Annotated in this window: 23 protein-coding genes; 21 read left to right on the top strand and 2 right to left on the bottom strand. The window is 60.7% G+C overall.

Annotated elements, in window-relative coordinates; translation table 11 throughout:
- Positions 1-25 precede the first annotated feature (25 nt).
- Genes R5M92_RS06645 through sppA form a run of 3 tightly spaced genes read left to right on the top strand, consistent with a single transcriptional unit; the run spans position 26 to position 2823 of the window.
- Positions 26-979, top strand: coding sequence for an RluA family pseudouridine synthase (locus R5M92_RS06645; RefSeq protein ID WP_346798801.1), 954 nt, complete (start codon positions 26-28; stop codon positions 977-979).
- A gap of 26 nt (positions 980-1005) precedes the next feature.
- Positions 1006-1665 carry an HAD-IA family hydrolase gene (locus R5M92_RS06640; RefSeq protein WP_346798799.1) on the top strand — a complete coding sequence of 220 codons (660 nt, stop codon included), beginning with the start codon at positions 1006-1008 and terminating at the stop codon, positions 1663-1665.
- Positions 1666-1704: 39 nt separating this feature from the next.
- The gene (sppA, locus tag R5M92_RS06635; protein ID WP_346798798.1) at positions 1705-2823 is read left to right on the top strand and encodes a signal peptide peptidase SppA; all 1119 of its coding nucleotides are present in this window, start codon (positions 1705-1707) and stop codon (positions 2821-2823) included.
- Positions 2824-2844: 21 nt separating this feature from the next.
- Here the strand turns inward: sppA and R5M92_RS06630 are convergent, their stop codons facing one another.
- Entirely contained in the window at positions 2845-3369 is a 525-nt protein-coding gene (locus R5M92_RS06630) for a Maf family protein (protein WP_417339132.1), read from the bottom strand.
- Positions 3370-3707: 338 nt separating this feature from the next.
- Between R5M92_RS06630 and R5M92_RS06625 the strand changes: the two genes are divergently transcribed.
- From R5M92_RS06625 to R5M92_RS06555, 15 genes are all read left to right on the top strand, one after another.
- On the top strand, positions 3708-4235 hold the full coding sequence (locus tag R5M92_RS06625; RefSeq protein WP_346798796.1) for a YceD family protein: 528 nt from the start codon (positions 3708-3710) through the stop codon (positions 4233-4235).
- Between the two features lie 36 nt (positions 4236-4271).
- Positions 4272-4442: a 50S ribosomal protein L32 gene (gene rpmF, locus R5M92_RS06620; RefSeq protein WP_346798794.1), complete on the top strand. Its 171-nt coding sequence runs from the start codon at positions 4272-4274 to the stop codon at positions 4440-4442.
- Between the two features lie 35 nt (positions 4443-4477).
- Complete coding sequence (gene plsX, locus R5M92_RS06615; protein ID WP_346798792.1) at positions 4478-5512, top strand: phosphate acyltransferase PlsX; 1035 nt, start codon at positions 4478-4480, stop codon at positions 5510-5512.
- 299 nt (positions 5513-5811) lie between these two features.
- A complete protein-coding gene (gene fabD, locus R5M92_RS06610) occupies positions 5812-6771 on the top strand; it encodes an ACP S-malonyltransferase (RefSeq protein WP_346798790.1) in 960 nt (319 codons plus the stop codon).
- Between the two features lie 55 nt (positions 6772-6826).
- Entirely contained in the window at positions 6827-7570 is a 744-nt protein-coding gene (gene fabG / locus R5M92_RS06605) for a 3-oxoacyl-ACP reductase FabG (RefSeq protein WP_346798788.1), read from the top strand.
- A 123-nt stretch (positions 7571-7693) separates the two neighbouring features.
- Positions 7694-7927: an acyl carrier protein gene (gene acpP, locus R5M92_RS06600; RefSeq protein WP_008956801.1), complete on the top strand. Its 234-nt coding sequence runs from the start codon at positions 7694-7696 to the stop codon at positions 7925-7927.
- 222 nt (positions 7928-8149) lie between these two features.
- Positions 8150-9388 (top strand): beta-ketoacyl-ACP synthase II, encoded by a 1239-nt coding sequence (gene fabF, locus R5M92_RS06595; RefSeq protein ID WP_346798786.1) that lies wholly within the window; start codon positions 8150-8152, stop codon positions 9386-9388.
- Positions 9389-9394: 6 nt separating this feature from the next.
- Positions 9395-10207, top strand: a complete 813-nt coding sequence (gene pabC, locus R5M92_RS06590; protein WP_346798785.1) for an aminodeoxychorismate lyase — start codon at positions 9395-9397, stop codon at positions 10205-10207.
- 35 nt (positions 10208-10242) lie between these two features.
- Positions 10243-11247: an endolytic transglycosylase MltG gene (gene mltG / locus R5M92_RS06585; protein ID WP_346798783.1), complete on the top strand. Its 1005-nt coding sequence runs from the start codon at positions 10243-10245 to the stop codon at positions 11245-11247.
- A 22-nt stretch (positions 11248-11269) separates the two neighbouring features.
- Positions 11270-11923, top strand: a complete 654-nt coding sequence (gene tmk / locus R5M92_RS06580; protein ID WP_346798781.1) for a dTMP kinase — start codon at positions 11270-11272, stop codon at positions 11921-11923.
- Positions 11914-12900 (top strand): DNA polymerase III subunit delta', encoded by a 987-nt coding sequence (locus R5M92_RS06575; RefSeq protein ID WP_346798779.1) that lies wholly within the window; start codon positions 11914-11916, stop codon positions 12898-12900. The genes tmk and R5M92_RS06575 overlap by 10 nt, the downstream gene beginning before the upstream one ends.
- Before the next feature lie 25 nt (positions 12901-12925).
- Positions 12926-13261, top strand: a complete 336-nt coding sequence (locus R5M92_RS06570; RefSeq protein WP_346798777.1) for a PilZ domain-containing protein — start codon at positions 12926-12928, stop codon at positions 13259-13261.
- A gap of 81 nt (positions 13262-13342) precedes the next feature.
- The gene (locus R5M92_RS06565; RefSeq protein WP_346798775.1) at positions 13343-14170 is read left to right on the top strand and encodes a TatD family hydrolase; all 828 of its coding nucleotides are present in this window, start codon (positions 13343-13345) and stop codon (positions 14168-14170) included.
- Positions 14171-14247: 77 nt separating this feature from the next.
- Positions 14248-14811 carry a DUF1285 domain-containing protein gene (locus R5M92_RS06560; protein ID WP_346798773.1) on the top strand — a complete coding sequence of 188 codons (564 nt, stop codon included), beginning with the start codon at positions 14248-14250 and terminating at the stop codon, positions 14809-14811.
- Positions 14808-17030 carry an ATP-dependent helicase gene (locus tag R5M92_RS06555; protein WP_346798772.1) on the top strand — a complete coding sequence of 741 codons (2223 nt, stop codon included), beginning with the start codon at positions 14808-14810 and terminating at the stop codon, positions 17028-17030. The genes R5M92_RS06560 and R5M92_RS06555 overlap by 4 nt, the downstream gene beginning before the upstream one ends.
- Before the next feature lie 66 nt (positions 17031-17096).
- On the opposite strand, the gene R5M92_RS06550 is transcribed toward R5M92_RS06555, so the two are convergent.
- A complete protein-coding gene (locus R5M92_RS06550) occupies positions 17097-18761 on the bottom strand; it encodes an electron transfer flavoprotein-ubiquinone oxidoreductase (RefSeq protein ID WP_346798770.1) in 1665 nt (554 codons plus the stop codon).
- A gap of 440 nt (positions 18762-19201) precedes the next feature.
- On the opposite strand from R5M92_RS06550, the gene R5M92_RS06545 reads away from it, so the two are divergent.
- From R5M92_RS06545 to R5M92_RS06535, 3 genes are all read left to right on the top strand, one after another.
- The gene (locus R5M92_RS06545) at positions 19202-19951 is read left to right on the top strand and encodes an electron transfer flavoprotein subunit beta/FixA family protein (protein WP_346798768.1); all 750 of its coding nucleotides are present in this window, start codon (positions 19202-19204) and stop codon (positions 19949-19951) included.
- Positions 19952-19965: 14 nt separating this feature from the next.
- The gene (locus R5M92_RS06540; protein ID WP_346798766.1) at positions 19966-20904 is read left to right on the top strand and encodes an electron transfer flavoprotein subunit alpha/FixB family protein; all 939 of its coding nucleotides are present in this window, start codon (positions 19966-19968) and stop codon (positions 20902-20904) included.
- Between the two features lie 224 nt (positions 20905-21128).
- Positions 21129-21740 carry a superoxide dismutase gene (locus R5M92_RS06535; protein WP_346798764.1) on the top strand — a complete coding sequence of 204 codons (612 nt, stop codon included), beginning with the start codon at positions 21129-21131 and terminating at the stop codon, positions 21738-21740.
- Positions 21741-21776: the final 36 nt, after the last annotated feature.

The raw sequence follows: 21776 nt of genomic DNA, 5'->3' as shown, positions 1-21776 counted from the left end.
TCAGCGTTAAGCAGGAGTGCTCGGCATGGCCGAAGGGCGTGAAGTGCAGTGGGTGGAAATCGCGCCGGAGCAAGCGGGGCAGCGCATCGATAATTTTCTCATCACACGTTTGAAAGGCGCGCCGCGAGCATTGATCTACCGCATCGTGCGCAAGGGCGAAGTGCGCGTCAACAAGAAGCGTATCAAGGTCGATTATCGCTTGCAGGCGGGCGATCTGGTGCGTGTTCCCCCGTTGCGACTGGCGCCGAAGGAAGCCGTCAAGGAAGTCAGCGACAACCTGCGCGATCTGCTGGTAGGTAGCGTGATCATGGAGGGGCCTGACTGGATGGTGATCAACAAGCCTTCCGGGCTGGCGGTGCATGGCGGCAGCGGCGTGAAGATCGGTCTGATCGAAGCCTTGCGGCAAGTGCGCGACGACTTGACGTTCCTGGAGCTGGTGCATCGCCTGGATCGCGATACCTCGGGCTGCCTGTTGCTGGCCAAATCGCGTGAAGCACTGCTGACCCTCAACGAAGCGTTGAAGAAACACGCCATGGACAAGCGCTATCTGGCCCTGGTGGAGGGGCGCTGGCCGACACGCAAGACCTATGTCAGCGCTCGGCTGGACCGCTACGATGCGGGCAATGGCGAGCGTCGCGTCAGAGTCGACCCACAAGGCAAGGTGTCGCGGACCCACTTCAATGTGGTGGAGACTTTCGAGAACGCCACCTTGATCGAGGCGGAACCCGTGACCGGGCGTACCCACCAGATTCGGGTGCACGCAGCGCATGCGGGCCATGCGCTGCTGGGCGATGACAAGTACGGTACGCGGGAGAGCCAGCGCGTCTCCACTCGATTGGGTGTCGATCGTCTCTTTCTCCATGCCCGCGCCCTGACTTTTCCCGAGCCGACCAACGGCCGCCCGGTTACCGTGAAGGCGCCGCTGCCCGAGGCATTGGAGACGGTACTGGGCGCCGCCCGGGGCCGTCATGGTCAATAGCCGCCATGATCAATAAAGGAAACGGCATGCGTTACGAGCTGATCATTTTCGACTGGGATGGCACCTTGATGGATTCGGTGTCGCGGATTGTCTCGAGCATGCAGGCTGCCGCCCTTGAGGTGGAGTGGGGGAATCTGGAGGATGCTGCCGTTCAGGACATCATCGGCCTGGGACTGCCCGAGGCGATCGAGCAACTGTGTCCCGGTATCGGCCCTATTCAGGCGGAACGTCTGCGCCAGCGCTATGCCCACCACTTTGTCGAAGCGGACCTGACACCGATGACGCTATTCGACGGCGTCGCGGAGGGTATTGCTCGACTGCGCACGCGGAAAGAGCAGCGCCTGGCGGTGGCCACCGGGAAGAGTCGACGCGGGCTGGATCGCATTTTCGCCGAGACCGGGAGTAGTTCCTGGTTTCATGCCAGCCGAACGGCGGATGAAACCTGCTCGAAACCCGACCCGCGCATGCTGCATGAGCTGTTGGAAGAATTGTCGATACCGGCGGAGCGTGCCGTGATGGTCGGCGATACGGAGTATGACCTGGAGATGGCGCGAGCACTGGGCATGGATCGAGTGGCCGTGACCTACGGAGTGCATGCCCCGGCCCGGCTCAACGCCAGTCAGCCGGTTTTCGTGGCGGAGGATGCCGCGCAGCTGTTCGATTGGCTGCATAACGCTTCGGTCTAGTTAACCCAGCCCATTCGATACATATTTCAGGATGCCTTCATGAGCGATGAAACCCCACGCGATGACACACCCGACTCGCGTACCGAGCGTACCGCACCCTCCTCGTATCGCTGGACCCATGGCCCTCAGGTAAGCCCGGCAAGCGGGCGCTCGACGTCATCGGGAAAGGCGGGCTATCCCGACGATGATGCCGAAACCTTGCGCGAACGTCAGCGTCTGGCCCAGATGGAGATGATGGATCACTGGATCGGTGGCGTGTTGGCGGAGCAACGGCGCAGCCGGCGCTGGAAGTTGTTCTTTCGCTTTTTGTTGGCCGCCCTGATTCTGGCCTCGCTGTCGGCCAGCTTGTATAGCCTGTTCGGGCCGGGGGCCGCCGGTTCGGCGGTTCCCGGCCCGCACCTGGCCGTGGTGGAGGTGCATGGCGTTATCGCTCGGGAAGCCCCGGCCAGCGCCGAACGCTTGATCGAAGGGTTGCGGCGTGCCTGGAGTTCCGAAACCGCCGCGGCGGTGGTGCTGCATATCGACAGCCCCGGCGGAAGCCCGGTGCAATCCCAGCGTGTCCATACGGAAATCATGCGTTTGCGCGCCCTGGGCGACAAACCCATCCTGGCGGTGGTCGAGGACATCGGCGCCAGTGGCGCTTACTACATTGCTTCCGCTGCCGACGAGATCATCGCCTCACCGGCGAGCCTGGTGGGGTCGATCGGCGTGATCTATGCCGGCTTCGGCTTCGAGGAAGCGATCGACGAGCTGGGAATCGAGCGCCGCGTGATGACGGCGGGCGAGCACAAGGCTTTCCTGGATCCGTTCCAGCCGCTAGGCGAAGACGAACGAGACTTCTGGCAGCAAGTGCTGACCGACACTCATCAGCAGTTCATCGATGATGTCCAGGCGGGGCGGGGAGAGCGTCTGGACGAATCCGAGGAGCTCTTCTCCGGTTTGATCTGGAGCGGCGAGCAGGCATTGGAGTTGGGGTTGATAGACTCGCTGGGGAGCCTGGAGCAGGTGGCCAGACACTACCTGGAGGAGCCGAGGCTGGAGGACTACACGCCAAGCCTGGACCCCTTCGAGCGGCTGACGCGTCGCTTTACCCGTACCGCCGCGCAGGTATTGGGTATTCAGCATACGGATTCGCCGCTACGTTACCAGCTGCCCTGATCGTGTTCTGAGCAGATCGGGCTATGCGTCAAGCGGGTCAATTCCCGCCTGGCGCAACATGGCACACAGGGCAATCAAGGGAAGGCCTATCAAGGTATTGGGGTCATCACCCTCGAGCCGTTCGAACAGGGCGATCCCCAGGCCTTCCATGCGAAAGCTGCCGGCGCTATCCAGCGGCTGTTCCTTGGCGACATAATGCATGATCTCGGCAGCGTCGAGCCGGCGAAATACCACATCGAAGGTTTCCACCCTTACCTGATGCGATGAGCGGCGTGTATCCAGTAGCGCCAAACTGGTGAGAAACGTGACTCGCTGGCCCGAAAAGCGTTTCAACTGCTCACGAGCGTGTGCTTCATTGCCTGGCTTGCCCAAGATGTCACCATCGAATACCGCCACCTGGTCGGAGCCGATAATCACATGCTCCGGGTAAAGCGGTGCAACGGCGTGGGCCTTGGCCAGGGCCAGTCGATGAACCAGGACATGGGGCGACTCGCCGAGGCGTGGTGTTTCATCTATTTCCGGACTATGCCAGCTATAGGGAAGCATCAGACGGTCGAGCAGGGCGCGCCGCCATGGCGAACTGGAGGCGAGAACTAGCCCCGGATGGTTCTGGTTATCGTGATTGGACGAAGTGGAAGCGGGATCAGTCAAAAGAAGCTCCGTTCAAGGTTGCACTGACGTTAATCGAAAAGTCGTCACAAAAAAGGCATCACAAAAAGGTCATGATGTCGGGTATAAAATGGCAGTGAAAGCAGAAATAGGGTGCCGAGAAAACGATTCCAGGCAGGCGGATGGCGTTTTCGTCCCCGATAGAGGCGCAAGAGTGCAAGTTTTCGGATTACAGCTTTGACAGCGGCAGGGCGAGTGCCTATCATTGCGCGCCTATGTTGACCTCACATCTCCCCAGCCGGGTTGAGCCCTACAAGCTTGCAGCCCGCCGCGAACGACTGGAAGGCCTGGTGGCGCTGGATAAGCTGCCCCGTTTGGCCGAAGAAGTCGGCACCCAGACAGGCGACTGTCATGTCGAGCTTGAGTTTGGTGTCGATGCCCAGGGCCGTCGCGAAATACGCGGACATCTCAAGGCGATGCTGGCCTTGCCCTGTCGCCGTTGCCTGGCGCCTCTGGCGCAAGAGGTCGAAAGTGACTTCCTTCTGGGAATGGTCACTAGCGACTCGCTTGCCGCCGAGCTGCCGGCCGGACACGAGCCGGTACTGGTGGAAAACGAACAGCTGGACTTGCTGACGGTAATCGAGGATGAGCTCATCCTCAGTTTGCCCCAGGTTGTCTACCACGATGAGGCTGATTGTCAGGTCTCGGCGGAGCAGTTGGTCAGCAAAGCAGAGGGCGAGGCGTCCGAAGCGCCTGCCGAAAATCCTTTCGCGATACTTAATGCCTTGAAGGGCAAGAAGTAACGTTTCACTACGCTATACACCTTGGAGTGATTACCCATGGCAGTTCAAAAGAACCGTAAAACCCGTTCCAAGCGCGGCATGCGTCGTAGCCACGATGCGCTGAGCGCACCGACACTGTCCGTTGATCCGGAAACCGGTACCACTCACCTGCGCCACCACGTGGCCGCGGATGGCTTCTATCGCGGCCGCAAGGTCGTTGAAGTCTAAGTTTTTCTGCTGAATCGCAGCTATAGAGTCTCTGAGTGCGTATTGCCGTTGATGCTATGGGGGGAGATGCTGGCCCCCAGGCAACGGTATCAGGAGCGGCTCGCGCCATCCTGGAGCAACCGGGACTGGAACTCTGGCTGTTCGGTCAACATCAGCAGTTGACAGCTGAACTTGCGCGCTTGCCGCAGCCCTTGGCTGCGGCAGCGTCACGTTTGGTGCTATGTGAAGCGCCGGATGTCATCGACCAGCATGCCACGGCGGCAACGGCATTGCGCCACGGCGGCTGCTCCAGCATGGCATTGATGCTGGCAAGTGTAGCGCGTGGCGAGGTGGATGCCGGGGTCAGTGCCGGCAATACCGCTGCATTGGTGGCATTGTCGCGTCGTACGATCGGCACCGTTAGCGGTATCGCGCGCCCGGCGATCAGTACGGCGATACCGACACGCGGAGAGAGGAGCTGTTATCTGCTCGATCTCGGGGCGAATGTCGATACGCCAGCATCACGATTGGTGGATTTCGCCTTGATGGGCGCCGTCATGGCGCGCCATGTGGATGCCGTCGAGCTTCCTCGTGTGGCACTTATGAACGTCGGCGTGGAAGCGATCAAGGGCAGCCAGCGTGTACGCGAGGCGGATGCCATGTTGCGCGCGTATCCGAGTCGAGGAGCTTTCGAATATTGCGGTTATGCCGAAGGCGGAGATCTTTTTCTCGGTCATGTGGATGTCGTGGTGTGCGACGGCTTCGTGGGCAATGCAGTGCTCAAGGCCAGCGAAGGTTTGGCGGAAATGCTGGTTGAGCGCGTACAGGCAACATTCGCGGCGCGTTGGAGCGGTCGGCTGTTAGGCTTATTGGCGCGACCGTCGTTGCGCCGACTCAAGAATGAGCTGGATCCGGTGCGTTTTAATGGCGCCAGCCTATTGGGCCTTAAAGGAATCGTGGTGAAAAGCCATGGTGGGACCGGCTCGGATGGCTTCCATTACGCCATCAAGCGCGCCGTCCAGGAAATCGATCGGAACTTGCCGAAACACCTGGAAGAGCGCCTTGCAGTTCATGTCAATCTGTCGACGTGATCAGAAGTGGTTGCGAAAGTGGCTTGCCTACTACAGTAGGAATAATGGTGGCGAATAAAGAAGCATGGTGTTGGCATCCAGTATGACGAGAGTGGATGGCAACGCCTGTTCCGTCAGAACTGTTCAGTCAAAACTCAGGGCTTCAGAGCTATCTGTCGGAGCTACGTTCAGAGCTACGTTTCAGAACTACCTAGCATGACAAGAGCGAGAACAGGAAATTTTACTGGGCGGCACCAGGTATCTAGCAGGAGTGCTGGATGCCTCGCCTTTTATCGCCAACAAAAGCAAAGGTGATCGACATGTCTCAACCCCTTGCCCTCATCTTTCCCGGGCAGGGCTCTCAGCAGCTAGGAATGCTGCGGGAGCTGGCCGAGCGCTACAGTGTGGTGGGAACCACCTTCGAGGAAGCTTCGGATGCGTTGGGGTACGACCTGTGGCAGGTGGTTCAGGAAGGCCCGGAAGACGCACTTAACGCCACGGCGTGTACCCAGCCGGCTCTGTTGGCCTCCAGTGTGGCGGTGTGGCGAGTCTGGCAGGAATTGGAAGGGCCGCGTCCGGGGGCAATGGCTGGGCATAGCCTGGGGGAATACAGTGCCATGGTCAGCGCTGGGGTGATGAGCTTTGCCGAAGGCATCAAGCTGGTCAGGCTACGCGGTGAAGCGATGCAGCAGGCCGTTCCCCTTGGCGAGGGCGGCATGGCGGCTATTCTGGGGCTGGAAAGCACGGCGGTGGAAGAGGCTTGCGCCGAGGCGGCGCACGGCGACGTGGTGTCGGCGGTGAACTACAATGCACCGGGACAAGTGGTGATCGCCGGCTCGAAGGCGGCGGTGGAGCGGGCCATCGTTGCCTGCCAGGAGGCAGGAGCCAAACGAGCCATGTCGTTGCCGGTATCGGTGCCTTCGCACTGTGCCTTGATGCGGCCGGCAGCGGAGCAGCTTGCCGAGGCGATGGCACAAATAGAGCTGCGCCCTCCGCGGTATACCGTTTTTCAGAATGTTGACGCCCAGGCGCATGCCGACGTGGAAACCTTGCGCACTCGGTTGATCGAGCAGCTCTACCAGCCGGTACGCTGGACCTCGTGTGTCGAAGCAATGGCGGACAATGGCGCCCAGGTTTTCATCGAATGCGGTCCGGGCAAAGTTCTTACCGGGCTCAACAAGCGTATCGTACGAGGAAGCAAGGGGCTTGCCGTGAATGATCCGGATAGCCTCGAAGCAGCGCTCGAGCTGGCGCGTGAAACGTTGACCGGAGAAGCATGAGGCAAGCGGATTTGCGCTTATTCATGCTTGTTTACACCGACGAAGGCGGAAGTTTATGACACAGGAACGCAGGGTTGCGCTAGTGACTGGCGCCAGCCGGGGGATTGGCCGTGCCGTGGCTCATGAGCTAGGGCGACAGGACCGAATCGTCATCGGTACCGCTACCAGCGAGGCGGGGGCGCAAAAGATCGATGAGGACCTGAAGGCTCATGGAATCGCGGGAGCCGGGCGCTGCCTGAACGTGACCGACCAGGCCAGCGTCGATGCGTTGATCAAATCGATCAACGAGGAGTTTGGCGCCCCTACCATTCTGGTCAATAATGCCGGTATTACCCGGGACAACCTGCTCATGCGGATGAAAGAGGATGAGTGGGACTCGGTGATCGATACCAATCTCAAATCCGTCTATCGTGTAAGCAAGGCTTGTCTACGCGGCATGACGAAGGCGCGTTTTGGTCGTATTGTCTCGATCAGCTCCGTCGTGGCGACTATGGGCAATCTCGGCCAAACCAACTATGCTGCGGCCAAGGCGGGTATGGAAGGTTTTACCCGGGCCTTGGCTCGTGAAGTGGCCTCGCGAGCCATCACGGTCAACTCGGTCGCGCCTGGCTTCATTGCCACTGACATGACGGAGGCACTGCCGGAAGCCCAACACGAGATGCTGCTCAAGCAGATTCCGCTGGCCCGCCTGGGCGCGCCGGAGGAGATCGCGGCGGCGGTGGGCTTTCTGACGGGAGAAACGGCCGGGTACGTGACGGGAGAAACCCTGCACGTCAATGGCGGGATGAATATGCGTTGATGGCCTTGCGGTAGGCGGTTGCGTCGACCCGAGGGCGTCTATAAACTACCCCGCAGCTTTTGGCTTGCGGTTTCCAAATGGCTGGTCATTTGAACGGCTAATGTGAACGACTGGAGTACGTCAATGAGTACTATCGAAGAGCGCGTAAAGAAAGTTGTGGCTGAGCGCCTGAACGTCAAGGAAGAGGACATCCAGAACAGTTCTTCCTTTACCGAAGATCTGGGTGCGGATTCTCTCGATACCGTCGAGCTGGTGATGGCATTGGAAGAAGAGTTCGATACCGAGATCCCCGACGAAGAAGCGGAAAAGATCACAACGGTTCAAGAAGCAATCGACTACGTAAACGCCCACCAGTAAGGGCGACGGCGATGCCGCCGAACCGAGGTGAGCCCGAGGGCTCACCGCTTGAAAGCCGTCCTGTCCCAGGACGGCTTTCTGCGTTCGGCTCCTTGCGGACTTTAAACCGTGGCGCCAGCAAGTCATTGCTGCCACCCTGAACCTTAGGCCATTTGTCCGTTATAATGTGGCCAGCAGCGACTCGCGGGAGTCGTGTCACCTAGGATGCCTGGAGGAAAGCTGATGGCGCGAAACAGGGTAGTGGTAACCGGGTTAGGCCTGGTGACCCCAGTCGGTAACACCGTCGATGAATCGTGGTCGAACATCGTCGCGGGCCAGAGCGGAATAGCGCCTCTCGAACATTTCGATACCAGTGGGTTCAACACTCGCTTTGGTGGGTCCGTCAAGGACTTCGATATCAGTCCTTACCTGAATCCCAAGGATGCCCGCAAGATGGACTTGTTCATCCAGTACGGTATCGCAGCGGGCGCTCAGGCGATTGCCGACTCGGGTATCGAGTGCAGCGAAGAGAACGCTGACCGCATCGGCGTGGCAATTGGTTCCGGCATCGGCGGCCTGCCGATGATCGAGCATAATCATAATGCCTTGCAGAAGGGTGGCGCGCGGCGCATTTCGCCCTTCTTCGTGCCGGGCTCCATCATCAACATGATATCCGGCAATCTGGCGATCCAGTATGGATTTCGCGGCCCTAACATTGCGATCACCACCGCTTGCACCACGGGTACCCACAATATTGGCTACAGCGCGCGCACGATAGCCTACGGCGACGCCGATGTAATGATATGCGGCGGGGCGGAAATGGCGACCACTCCCTTGGGGCTGGGCGGGTTCTCGGCAGCGCGAGCGCTTTCCACGCGCAACGACGATCCGCAGGCGGCCAGCCGTCCGTGGGATCGGGACCGGGATGGGTTCGTGCTGTCGGATGGTGCCGGCGTCATGGTGCTCGAGGATTACGAGCACGCCAAGGCGCGTGGAGCCACCATCTACGCCGAGTTGGTTGGTTTTGGCATGAGCGACGATGCCTACCACATGACGGCGCCACCCGAGGACGGTCGCGGTGCAGCACTTTCCATGCGCAATGCGATCCGCGATGGGCAGATCGATCCCGCTCAGGTGGACTATATCAATGCCCACGGGACATCTACCGCTGCGGGAGATCTTGCAGAAAGCCGAGCCATCGAAAAGGTGATGGGTGAGGCGGCCAAGAGCGTTGCGGTAAGCTCGACCAAATCGATGATCGGTCATCTGCTGGGAGCGGCGGGAGCCGTGGAGGCGATCTTTAGCGTACTGGCTATCCGCGACCAGGTGGCACCTCCCACCATCAACCTGGATAACCCGCAGGAAGGCTGCAATCTCGATTACGTGCCTAACCAGGCGCGGGAGATGAAAATCGATGTGGCACTTTCCAACTCCTTCGGCTTCGGCGGCACCAACGGTTCGCTACTGTTCAAGCGTATCTAGTCGGCAATGAGCTTGCCCCAGGTGCCATTCGATGATCGCGGCCTGGCCTATGGTGACGGTCTCTTCGAGACCGTGCTGGTGCGCTATGGAGAACCGTTGCTGTGGGAATACCATATGCAGCGGTTACGTCGGGGCTGCCAGGTTCTGGACATGGCGGAGCCTTCTCGGGAATCGTTGGACGCCACGCTTGAAGAGGTGCAAGGCGAGTTAGCCGTGCTCAAGCTTGTCGTGACGCGAGGCAGTGGAGGGCGAGGCTACGCTCGTCCCGCCATTGCACAACCCCGGTTGTTGAGTCACTGGACCCCCTTTTCTACCTCGCCGCAGCGTTGGCGCGAGGGTGTTCGGGTTCGTGTATGTCATCTTCGTCTGGGTCGTCAGCCACGGCTAGCTGGAATCAAGCATCTCAATCGGCTGGAAAACGTCCTGGCTCGAGGCGAGTGGGATCGAGTCGATATCGATGAGGGGCTGATGGCCGACCAGAATGGCCAGATGATCGAAGCCACCAGCATGAATCTGTTCTGGGAGCGCAACGGCAGCTTCTTTACCTCCGAGCTGGATACCTGTGGCGTGGCGGGAACCTTGCGAGAAGCGTTGCTGGCGGATAACCGGGTGAGTATCGCTCCCCTGGATGTGGCTGACATCGGCGGAGTGGACTCGCTATGGCTGGGCAATTCCATTCAGGGTTTATGGCCCGTTGCCGAACTCCTTGACGCCGATAACGTGCCTTGCCGCCGCTGGCCGTCGGCACAGCGAAATCGTGAACTGCAAACTGCCGCCCATCAGCTGCTGGGCTATCCCGTGATTGCCACTGACGTTTGAGTTCCTGGCAGGCGTACTACCAATCGAGGTGAAATGTGAAACGGTTACTGACCGTAGTGGCAATTCTGGCAATCGCAGCTGTCGCAGCCGGCTTGGCGGGACATCGTTATTGGCAGAGTCGCCTGGAAGCGCCTCTCGCTCTGGATGAGCCCATGCGCTATGAAGTGCCGCGAGGGGCCGGCTTCAATCGTGTCGTGGCGGAGCTCGAGGCACAAGGAGTCTTGACGGATCGATGGGCGTATCAGGTGTTGGCCCGACTGGAGCCGGAATCCATTCCGCAGCTGCGCACGGGAGAGTACCAGCTCGAACCGGGAATGAGCGGGCGTGACCTGCTGGCGCTGCTGGGAAGTAACGATGTCGTCACTTATCCGCTGACCATTCCCGAAGGATGGACGTTTCGCCAGATGCGCGAATTGCTCGATGACGCGCCGAAGCTGGAGAATCGTACCGCCGAGATGGGCGATGACGAGATCATGACTCTGCTGGACCGCGAAGGCCAGCATCCGGAGGGGTGGTTCTTTCCCGATACCTATCGTTATCACAAGGGCATGAGCGACGTGGATCTCCTGCGTCAGGCCCTGTCGCGCATGGAATCTATGCTCGAGGAAGTCTGGGCAGAGCGTGACGATGATCTGACGATCGATACCGCTTATGAGGCCTTGATCATGGCTTCGCTGATCGAACGTGAAACCGGGGCCCCAGAAGAGCGCAGGGAGATCGCTGGCGTATTCAAGCGGCGCATGGAGCAGGGCATGCGTTTGCAGACCGATCCCACGGTCATCTATGGCATGGGCGAACGGTATGTCGGTAATATCACCCGCGCCGATCTACGCGAAGCCAGCGAATACAATACTTACGTGATCGATGGCCTGCCGCCCACGCCCATTGCGCTGCCGGGCCGGGCGGCGCTGGAAGCCGCCGTCAATCCGCTGCCGGGAGACACGCTGTATTTCGTCGCCCGCGGAGATGGCTCTCACCATTTCTCGCGTACGCTGCGGGAACACAACAATGCGGTCAACCGGTATATTCGAAACCGTTAACTCTTTGCCATTGGGAAACTCGATGCATCAGCGTGGGCGTTTTATCACCCTGGAAGGTAGCGAAGGTGTGGGTAAATCCACCAATCTGGCCTGGGTGGTGGCCTGGCTGGAGGCACGCGGTTGCGAGGTCGTGCAGACTCGCGAGCCAGGTGGAACGCCACGAGCCGAAGCCATTCGCCAGTTGCTGCTCGATCCCGAGCCAGGCGAGCCGCTGGATAGCGATGCCGAACTGCTGCTGATGTTTGCCGCCCGCGCTCAGCATCTCGCTCTCAAGGTGCGTCCCGCCCTGGCCCGGGGAGCGTGGGTGGTATGCGATCGCTTCACCGACGCTACTTATGCCTACCAGGGGGGAGGTCGTGGGCTGCCGGCCGAGCGCATTGCGATTTTGGAAAGCTTCGTGCAGCAGGGGTTGGCTCCCGATCTGACCCTGCTTCTGGATATGTCACCCGAGGCCGCACGTCGGCGTCTGCAACGGCGCCTGGACAGCCATAACGAACAACGAGACCGGTTCGAACGCGAGCATACGGCGTTCTTCGATAGTGTGCGCCGGGCCTATGTGGAACGCGCCCGGGCCGAGCCCGAGCGTTTTGCCTTGATCGATGCCGAAGGGTCGTTGCAAGAGGTTCAATCGCAGCTGGCTCAGGTACTGGAAGCACGGGTGGCGGCATGGAGTTGACTTCGGTACCCCCCTGGTTGGCAGACACCTGGCAGCAACTGGTCGGTCTGGCACGCAGCGGACGCTTGCCCCATGCGCTGCTTTTCAGCGGTGCTCATGGCGTGGGCAAGCAGCAACTAGCCGATGCCCTAGTGGCACGTATGCTATGTGCATCGCCGAGGCATCAAGCCTGCGGGCGTTGCCACAGCTGCAGCATGCTGGCAGCCGGCTATCATCCGGACTTGTTGCGTATTGCCCCCGAAGAGGGCAAGCGACAAATTCGTATCGATCCTATCCGGGAGGTGAACCGCTTCGTGGCGCAGACGGCGCAGCAGGGTGGGTATCGCGTGATCGTGATCTCCCCAGCCGAGGCCATGAACGTCGCCGCCTCGAATGCGTTATTGAAAAGCCTGGAGGAGCCGGGAGGCGATACGCTTTTCGTGCTCATGGCCGATGTACCTTCGCGGCTGCTGCCGACCATCCGCTCGCGGTGCCAGCAGTGGCGCTTGCCGCCGGTGGAATTCCCTGCCTGCCAAGGCTGGCTGGAAGAACAGCTGGGAGGAAGGGAAGAGGCCCATTTCTGGTGGCAGGTCTCCAACGGTTTGCCCTTGCTTGCCGTGGAGCTGGCGGCACCGGAGGCGAGAGCTCTGCGCCATCAGCTTCACGACAGCTTCGAGCAGCTGGTGCGCGGCGCCGAGCCGGCGGCCGAGGCATCCCGCCTGGATCGGCAGGCGATAGATGACATCCTGTGGTACGGTATTGCTTGGCTGGAGGATCTGATTCGGCTGGGGCTTTCGGGCAATTCGACAACGCTTCACAATCCCGACCTGCTGCCGCTGTATCGGCAAGCGGTGAAAAATGCCCGGGTGCAGGACTGGTTCCGCCTGCTGGATTATGCCCGTGAACAGCGTCGCCTGTTGAGCGCCGGGGCGAATCCCAACCCACAGCTGGTCCTGGAAGCCTGGTTGGTGCGTTGGTCAACCTTATTACGCTCCTGATCGACTGTCGCCCCTGGAGGTTGCAATGACTGCCCGCAAAGCCTTGTCCTTGACTATCGAAGACGTGCCTACGCTGCTTTCGGCGTATATGCCGTTTCTGGATCGAGGGGGGATCTTCGTCCCCACCCGTGGCTACTACACACTCGAGCAGGAAGTTTTTCTGCTGCTGACACTGCCTGGCGAAACCGAGCGCATGCCGGTTTCCGGCCACGTTATCTGGGTCACTCCAGAGGGCGTGACGGGCCGGCGAATGGCGGGTATCGGCCTGCACTTCAGCGCCCAGGACCATACGGTTCGGGATCGCATCGAAACACTGCTGGCCGGTCAACTGGACAAGGCGGCTCCTACGTATACGCTCTAGCGCCGGCCGTCACTTTCCGCCAGGCAGCTATTGTTTACCTTTGTTCTGCCATTCTCCATTACTCTCCTGTACGAGCCCTGCATGTTTGTCGATTCTCACTGTCATCTCGATCGCTTATCGGAAAAAACTCACGGCGGAAACCTGAACGCCACTCTCGATGCCGCCCGTGCCAGGCGAGTCAATCACTTCCTGGCGATTGCCGTCACCCTCGATGAGTTGCCCAAGCTGGCGCAGATTGCCCGCGAGCATACGGACGTGGACATTTCCGCCGGTGTGCATCCCCTGCATCAGGTCGTGGAAGAGCCTACCGTCGAAGTGATCAAGGAAGCGGCGGAGAGTGTTGGCGCCATCGCCATCGGTGAGACCGGGCTGGATTATCATTACGACAGCGTTCCCCACGATGTTCAGCACGAGCGCTTCAGGCGCCACCTGATTGCCGCACGCGAGCTGGAGCTCCCGGTGATCGTGCATACCCGGGAAGCCAAGGACGATACCCTGGCGCTGCTCAGGGAATACAGCGATCCCAGGGTAGGGGGCGTATTGCACTGTTTTACCGAAGATATCGCCATGGCCCGCGAAGCCGTGCGCCTGGGATTCTATATTTCCTTGTCGGGTATCGTGACCTTTCACAGCGCGGCTGCCCTACGCGAACTGGCGGCGGCGCTGCCGCTGGATCGGCTACTGATCGAGACCGACAGCCCCTACCTGGCTCCGGTGCCTCACCGAGGCAAGCCCAATGAGCCCGCCTGGGTAGTCGAAGTGGCGGAATGCATTGCCGCCCAGAGGGGAGTCAGCGTCGACGAGATCGCGATGCAGACCAGCGCCAATTTCTATCGTCTGTTTCGCCAGGCGGCGCCGGCGGCGTCGTCGCAGGACCGCGAGACGCTTTCCCGTGCCGGCCTGCTATAGTCGCATCAGGGCGGGGTATTGAGCGTAGCGCAATGCGTCGAGAAGGACCAGGGGCGCTGGATGAAGGAGGGGGTGGCATGAATTTCGACAGATTGCTCGGCCAGCTGGACGCCGCTGATAGCATTCCGCCGCTTGATCAGTGGCAGCCGGCCCTGACCGGTGATATGGATGTGTGCATCACCGCCGACGGGCGCTGGCTGCACGAGGGCGTACCGTTTTCCCGGCCCCGCCTGGTGCGCATGCTCGCCAGCCTGCTGCGGCGTGATCCGGAAGGCTACTGCCTGGTGACACCGGTGGAGCGCTGGCGTATCCAGGTAGAGGACTTGCCGCTGATCATCGTCGAAGCGGATTATCGCGACGGAGCCTGGTGGTTGACCACCCAACTGGGCGATAGCGTTCGCCTGGGACGTGAGCACTGCCTCAGCGTGACCCAGACGCCGAGCGGCGAGCAGGTGCCACAGGTGCCGGTCCGCTTTGGTTTGGCTGCTCGCCTCAATCGCAACGTCTATTATCAGCTGGTCGAGGCGGCCAGCGTGCGGCCGCTGGCCTGCGGCGCAAGCGAGTTGGGCGTTGAGAGCGATGGCGTCTGGCAGCCGCTGGGGAGTATTGACAAAGAAGATACTCCGGACGAGGCGCCGTGAAACTTACCCCGGAACAACACGCGGTTGTCAGTCATACCGGTGGCCACGCTCGTGTGGCTGCGGTGGCGGGGGCGGGCAAGACCACCACGATGGCGGCACGTGTGCTGCACTTGTTGGAACAGGGGGTCGCTCCCAAGCGGATACTGGTGTTGATGTTCAACCGCGCCGCCCGGGAGGACTTTCAGCGGCGGCTGGGCGAGATGGCCGAACCGGGCCAAGAACTGCCCGATGTACGCACGTTTCACTCCCTGGGTCACCGGCTTAGCCAGAGTCTCTGCCGCTGGGGGGTCTTGACGTCTCGCCAGCTGCTCTCCGCCGATTGGCAAGTGGAGCGCCTGGTACGCCAGGCATCACTCAATGTATTGGGTAATGCGCGCGAGCGACGCGACGCCGCCCTGGACGGCGATCGCCTGGAAGCCTTGGCTCACTTCTGCGGGCTGGTAAAAGCGGAAGTCGCCGAGCCTGGAGAGCTTTACGCCCGCCTGGATTTCGACGCCGATACCGATTATTTTCCCGCCGCCTTCGAGGAAGCCGAGCGCCTTCTGGCCCAGGAAGGGGTAATGACCTATGCCGACCTATTATATCGGCCCCTACTGGCGCTTGAGGCAAATGCCGAGCTGAGCGCCAGGGTCCAAGGATTTCTCGATCACGTAATCGTGGATGAATACCAGGATATCAATGCCGCCCAGCAGCGCTTGCTGGCCGTGCTGGCGGGGCGGCAGGCGGCTGTAATGGCCGTGGGCGATGCCAATCAGTGCATTTACGAGTGGCGGGGCGCTCACCCCGATACCATGCTGGAAAACTTTACCGCGACCTTCGGCAGCGCGACCGATTACCCGCTTTCGACCACGTTTCGCCATGGACATGCATTGGCGCTCACCGCCAACCACGCGATTGCCGCCAACCGGCGTCGTCCCGATCAGATATGCCTTGCTGCCGCCTCGAATCCCGTCACGCAGATTACCGTGGGCCAGGGTAGCCGCCAGTTGCTGGATGCCTTGTCAGCGTGGCGCTCAGAGGGAAGGGCGCTGAGCGAAACGTGTCTTCTGGTGCGAAGCTGGGCGCTATCGGTTCCCGTACAGCTGGCGCTGCTCCAGGCGGGTTTTCCCTTTCGTCTCTCCCGTGACGATCGTTTCGTCTTTCGCCTGCCGCTGGTGCAGGCGCTGGCGGGCTATCTGAAACTGTCGCGCCGCCCGGCCTTGCTGCAGGACCCGGCTCACTTGCTGCTGCTGCTCTCCCAGCCGACGCCCTTCGTGGCGCGAGAGCGGTTGATCCAGCTGGCCAACCAACTGGCACGAACCCAGAGCTGGCCCGAGCGGCACGACCCGGTGCTGACCGAATTGAAACCGCAGCAACGGCGTAACCTCAAGAAGCGCTGGATACTGCTGTGCGAGCTTCCGCGCTTGGCGGCGTGGCCCCCGGCCAAGCTGCTGTCGCATGTCGTGGACGCCATCGATGCCGAGAAGATTCTCAAGCGAGCCGCCGCCAGGCGCGACAAGGGCGAGGAGGATGTCCGTCTGCTCGACGTGCTTATCGAACAGGCCCAGGAGGTTCAGGATGCCGATGCCTTTATCGAGCTGCTCGAACGCCCTGTGGAAAACCATGCCGATGGCGTTCTGATCACCACCGTACATGGGGCCAAGGGCCTGGAATGGCCGCTTGTGGCCGTGGTTGGCGTAAATGAAGAGGATTTTCCCCATTACAGTCGTGAAAACCCGCTGAGTGAAGAGCGTCTCGAGGAGGAGCGCCGGCTGTTCTACGTGGCAATCACCCGAGCGCGGGAGCGACTGATGCTGCTGCATGATGGGGGCGAACATCGCCCCAGCCGTTTCATCGGAGAAAGTAATTGGCAGGACGGCATGCGTGTCGCTTCGGTATTGACCGATGATAGCCGGCACAATGCATCGTTGCAGGTGGCGGTACCGAGCCTGACGAAACGCTACCTGGCGCAATTGGGCCTTGATGATATCGCCGTCGAGCCTCTGCGCGGAAATGAAACGAATAGCGTCAACGAAGGGCGGCCGAGCTACCACGGCAAGAGTGAGTTCTACCCTGGCCAACGGCTGCGCCATGCCGTGTTCGGGGAGGGCGATGTGGCTACGGTGGAGGGCAATCCCGCCGATCCGGTCATCGAGGTGCGTTTCGACCAGGCCGGCCGGCGCCGTCTCATTGCCCGGCGGGCGCCGATCGAGCTTCTGGCGGCCACTGCGGAAAAATAGATGGCCGCTCCCGACATACGCCTCTGTCGGGAGCGGCCATGGGATACTGCCTAACGAAAAGCGGGCCTACATATTGGGATAGTTGGGGCCGCCGCCGCCTTCCGGGGCTACCCAGGTAATGTTCTGGGCCGGGTCCTTGATATCGCAAGTCTTGCAGTGGACGCAGTTCTGGAAGTTGATCTGAAAGCGCGGCTTGCCCTGCTCATCCTCGACTACCTCGTATACACCGGCGGGACAGTAGCGCTGAGCCGGTTCGGCGTACTTGGGCAGGTTGACCTCGATCGGAATTGCCGGATCGTCGAGGCGTAGATGACACGGCTGGTCTTCTTCATGATTGGTATTGGAAAGAAAGACCGAGGAGGGCTTGTCGAAGGAGAGTTTGCCGTCCGGTTTGGGATAATCGATCTTGTCGAATTCCGCTGCTGGTTTCAGCGCTCCGTGATCGGTGGTCGTATCGTGCAGGTTGGGGAGCTTGCCGCCCAATAGCTGATTGACGAAGTTGAAGGCACCCCCGCCTACCGTGCCGTATTTGTGCAGGGCCGGGCCAAAGCTGGCGCTCTCCTTGAGCTCCTCGTATGCCCAGCTCTGTTCCCAACGCTGGCTGAACTGGGTGAGCTCGGTGCCGCCTTCATCGCCTGACTTCAGGGCATCGAAGACGCTTTCCGCCGCCACCAGGCCGGATTTCATGGCGGTGTGCAGGCCCTTGATCTTGGAGAAGTTCAGCGTGCCGGCATCGCAGCCGATCAGCAAACCGCCGGGAAAGGTCATCTTCGGCAGACAGTTCAGACCGCCTTTGGTGATCGCGCGAGCGCCATAGGCAACGCGCTTGCCTCCTTCTAGGTACTGGCGGAGCACCGGGTGATGCTTCATACGCTGGAATTCATCGAACGGCGAAAGCCAGGGGTTCTGGTAGGAGAGATCCATGATCAACCCCACGACAACCTGCTGGTCCTCGGCATGATAGAGAAACCAGCCGCCGTGGGTATTCTTGTCCAACGGCCAGCCTGAACCATGTACCACCAGGCCCGGCTCGTGCTGCTCGGCGGGTACATCCCAGAGCTCTTTCAGACCGATGCCGTAGTGCTGAGGGTCCTTGCCCGCATTCAAGTCGAATTGCTCGATCAGCCGCTTGCCCAGGTGGCCGCGCGACCCTTCGGCGAACAGGGTGTACTTGGCGCGGAGTTCCATTCCCGGCATGTGGCCGTCCTTGGGTGTGCCATCGGCCGCTACGCCCATGTCGCCGATCACGATTCCGCGTACGATTTCGTCCTCGTCGAGGATCACTTCCTGGGCTGCAAAACCGGGGAAGATCTCCACGCCCAGCTCTTCGGCTTGTTCGGCTAGCCAGCGGCACAGGTTGCCGGCGCTGATGACGTAGCGCTTCTGTTCGCCGGTATTGTGCATGCTCTTGGGCACCACGGCGTTAGGCACTTTCTGCGCCTTTTCCGCATCCTTCAGCAGATACACGTCGTCACGGATGGCCGGAGTGGTCAGAGGGGCGCCACGCTTCTCCCAGTCGGGGAACAGTTCCGCCAGGGCGCGTGGCTCGAAAACGGCGCCAGAGAGAATATGGGCGCCGACTTCGGACCCTTTCTCCACCACGCATACGCTCAGCTCCTGTTCGGCTTCATTGGCTTGCTGCATCAAGCGACAAGCTGCCGACAGGCCCGATGGGCCGGCACCTACCACGACTACGTCAAAGTCCATTACATCGCGTTCGACTTGTTCCACCTTGGTTTCTCCTCATCATGCGCGCCAAGCGATCCTCGCATGGAGCCCAGCAATTTAAACGGTCGTTTGCTTCTGATTATTCTCCATGATAGGCATAATACCTGGCTCAGGTCATCCCTACGATGGCAAAACGCAATTTCGCAGTGTCATCATTTAGTACTGTCGTGCAAGCGGGGTAGGGGGGCCAGGAAGGTCATGGCTAAGACCAACGCCGTACACATCCGGTATTGTTGCCGAGGTAATGCTTATGGCACATTAAAAGGGTTTTTTCACTTGATTGCCTATCAAACGCTTGCATGAATTATCGCGGCCTGGTGCGAAAGGGCCGCTCCGTGACTAGAGCAAGACTCAGCGCCTTGGCGTTATATTCATCCGGTGGCCGGGCACTGTCCGGTTTCGAATCAGCTTAGCGGCTTTTCCATGAGCCAAGCGAGGAATGTATGAAGGTACTCGTCGCGGTCAAACGCGTCATCGACTACAACGTCAAGATCCGGGTCAAGCCCGACCACTCCGATGTGGAACTGACCAACGTCAAGATGGCCATGAACCCCTTCTGCGAGATCGCCGTGGAAGAAGCGGTACGCCTGAAGGAGAAGGGCGTGGCCACGGAAGTGGTGGCGGTGACCATCGGCCCCAAGGCCGCCCAGGAACAACTGCGCACCGCCCTGGCGCTGGGCGCCGACCGCGCCATCCACGTCGCCACCGACGACAAGGTCGAATCCCTGGCCGTGGCCAAGCTGCTGGCCAAGGTGGTGGAAGACGAGCAACCCAACCTGGTGATCCTCGGCAAGCAAGCCATCGACACCGACAACAACCAGACCGGTCAGATGCTCGCCGCGCTGACCGACCTGCCCCAGGGCACCTTCGCCTCCGAGGTCACGGTCGACGGCGACAAGGTCGCTGTCACCCGCGAGATCGACGGCGGCCTGCAGACCGTGGAACTGACGCTGCCCGCCATCGTCACCACCGACCTGCGCTTGAACGAGCCGCGCTACGCCAAGCTTCCCGACATCATGAAAGCCAAGAAGAAGCCGCTGGACAGCAAGACCCCCGAGGACCTGGGCGTCGCCACCGGTTCCCAGGTCACCCTGCTCAAGGTCGAATCCCCCGCCGAACGCAAGGGCGGCGTCAAGGTGGGCTCCGTCGACGAGCTCGTGGACAAACTCAAGAACGAAGCCAAGGTGCTTTGATAGGAGCTAATTGCATGAGCATACTGGTACTCGCCGATCTCCACGACGGCCAGCTGGCCGGCGCCACCGCCCACGTGGTCGCCGCCGCCCAACGCATCGCCGCCGACAACGGCGCCGACATCCACGTCCTCGTCGCCGGTGACGGCGTGCAAGCCGCCGCCGACGCCGCCGCCAAGCTCGACGGCGTCGCCAAGGTCCGCCTTGCCGACAACGCCGTCTACGCCCACCAGCTCGCCGAGCCCCTCGGGGCACTGCTGGTCGCCCTGGCCGACGACTACAGCCACGTCCTCACCAGCGCCTCCACCACCGGCAAGAACGTCCTGCCGCGTCTCGCCGCGCTCAAGGACGTCTCGCAGATCTCCGAGATCGTCGAAGTCGACAGCGCCGACACCTTCAAGCGCCCGATCTACGCCGGTAACGCCATCGCCACCGTGCAGAGCGCCGACCCGCTCAAGGTCATCACCGTGCGCAGCACCGGCTTCGACGCCGTGGGCGAAGGCAACGACGCCACTGTCGAAACGGTCGACGTCGTGGTCGAGAACACCCAGTCCACCTTCATCAAGCAGGAACTGGCCCAATCCGACCGACCCGAACTGGCCGGAGCCAAGGTCGTCATCTCCGGTGGCCGCGGCATGGGCAACGGCGACAACTTCAAGCTGCTCGACGGCATCGCCGACAAGCTCGGGGCCGCCATCGGCGCATCAAGAGCGGCGGTGGACGCGGGCTTTGTGCCCAACGACATGCAGGTGGGTCAGACCGGCAAGATCGTCGCCCCCGAACTCTACATCGCCGTGGGCATCAGCGGTGCCATCCAGCACCTGGCGGGGATGAAGGACTCCAAGGTGATCGTCGCCATCAACAAGGACGAGGAAGCGCCGATCTTCCAGGTGGCGGATTACGGCCTGGTGGGAGACCTGTTCGAGATCCTGCCGGAGCTCGAGAGCAAGCTGTAAGTGGTTGCTTCCGCAATGAATGAAAAGCCGGCTTCAGCAGAAGCCGGCTTTTTTGTTTTATGCAGGCCAGAAGACGTTTGTCCATTAGATAAGAGGCGCTTAGTTGACTAGGCTACTAGGTCAACGATAGCAAAAGATGCCGGGACGGGATGGTTGAAAAGACCGACGAGTGCCCGCATCTAATTTGATGCAGTGAAAATCAAGCCAATCAAGGAGACGACGACATGGCGCATACACTTCCTGAATTGCCGTACGCATACGACGCCCTGGAACCGCATATCGATGCGATGACCATGGAAATTCACCATTCCCGTCACCATCAGACGTACGTCAATAATCTGAATGGCGCTCTGGAAGGCACTGGCCTGGAAGACATGCCGGTGGAAGAGCTCGTCGCGAATCTGGACCGTGTGCCGGAAGACAAGCGTCAGCCCGTGATCAACAATGGTGGTGGCCACGCTAACCACTCCATGTTCTGGCAGATGATGTCTCCTCAGGGTGGCGGTGCGCCTAAAGGCGACGTGGCCAAGGCCATCGACTCCGAGCTGGGCGGTTATGAAGATTTCAAGGAGGCGTTCAAGAAAGCGGCCCTCGGACGCTTCGGTAGCGGCTGGGCATGGCTCAGCGTCACACCCGAGAAGAAGCTGGTAGTGGAAAATACGCTCAACCAGGACAGCCCGCTGATGCACGGCAATACGCCGATCCTCGGACTGGATGTGTGGGAGCACGCCTACTACCTCAAGTACCAGAACAAGCGTCCCGATTACATTTCTGCCTTCTTCGAGGTGATCAACTGGGACGACGTGGAGCGTCGTTACCAGGCCGCCATCGCCTGATTTAGCAGCGACGAAACACCAGGCCGCGCCCCTCGG

This window comes from Halomonas sp. Bachu 37 (assembly GCF_039691755.1).
Lineage (GTDB): Bacteria > Pseudomonadota > Gammaproteobacteria > Pseudomonadales > Halomonadaceae > Vreelandella > Vreelandella kashgarensis.
This window is presented reverse-complemented; position numbering and strand designations above follow the sequence as displayed.

Bases quoted from the DNA above. Each gene is read 5' to 3' on its own strand.
- R5M92_RS06645 (WP_346798801.1), top strand. From the start codon at position 26: ATGGCCGAAGGGCGTGAAGTGCAGTGGGTGGAAATCGCGCCGGAGCAA.
- R5M92_RS06640 (WP_346798799.1), top strand. From the start codon at position 1,006: ATGCGTTACGAGCTGATCATTTTCGACTGGGATGGCACCTTGATGGAT.
- sppA (WP_346798798.1), top strand. From the start codon at position 1,705: ATGAGCGATGAAACCCCACGCGATGACACACCCGACTCGCGTACCGAG.
- R5M92_RS06630 (WP_417339132.1), bottom strand. From the start codon at position 3,369: ATGCTTCCCTATAGCTGGCATAGTCCGGAAATAGATGAAACACCACGC.
- R5M92_RS06625 (WP_346798796.1), top strand. From the start codon at position 3,708: ATGTTGACCTCACATCTCCCCAGCCGGGTTGAGCCCTACAAGCTTGCA.
- rpmF (WP_346798794.1), top strand. From the start codon at position 4,272: ATGGCAGTTCAAAAGAACCGTAAAACCCGTTCCAAGCGCGGCATGCGT.
- fabD (WP_346798790.1), top strand. From the start codon at position 5,812: ATGTCTCAACCCCTTGCCCTCATCTTTCCCGGGCAGGGCTCTCAGCAG.
- fabG (WP_346798788.1), top strand. From the start codon at position 6,827: ATGACACAGGAACGCAGGGTTGCGCTAGTGACTGGCGCCAGCCGGGGG.
- acpP (WP_008956801.1), top strand. From the start codon at position 7,694: ATGAGTACTATCGAAGAGCGCGTAAAGAAAGTTGTGGCTGAGCGCCTG.
- fabF (WP_346798786.1), top strand. From the start codon at position 8,150: ATGGCGCGAAACAGGGTAGTGGTAACCGGGTTAGGCCTGGTGACCCCA.
- pabC (WP_346798785.1), top strand. From the start codon at position 9,395: ATGAGCTTGCCCCAGGTGCCATTCGATGATCGCGGCCTGGCCTATGGT.
- tmk (WP_346798781.1), top strand. From the start codon at position 11,270: ATGCATCAGCGTGGGCGTTTTATCACCCTGGAAGGTAGCGAAGGTGTG.
- R5M92_RS06575 (WP_346798779.1), top strand. From the start codon at position 11,914: ATGGAGTTGACTTCGGTACCCCCCTGGTTGGCAGACACCTGGCAGCAA.
- R5M92_RS06570 (WP_346798777.1), top strand. From the start codon at position 12,926: ATGACTGCCCGCAAAGCCTTGTCCTTGACTATCGAAGACGTGCCTACG.
- R5M92_RS06565 (WP_346798775.1), top strand. From the start codon at position 13,343: ATGTTTGTCGATTCTCACTGTCATCTCGATCGCTTATCGGAAAAAACT.
- R5M92_RS06560 (WP_346798773.1), top strand. From the start codon at position 14,248: ATGAATTTCGACAGATTGCTCGGCCAGCTGGACGCCGCTGATAGCATT.
- R5M92_RS06545 (WP_346798768.1), top strand. From the start codon at position 19,202: ATGAAGGTACTCGTCGCGGTCAAACGCGTCATCGACTACAACGTCAAG.
- R5M92_RS06540 (WP_346798766.1), top strand. From the start codon at position 19,966: ATGAGCATACTGGTACTCGCCGATCTCCACGACGGCCAGCTGGCCGGC.
- R5M92_RS06535 (WP_346798764.1), top strand. From the start codon at position 21,129: ATGGCGCATACACTTCCTGAATTGCCGTACGCATACGACGCCCTGGAA.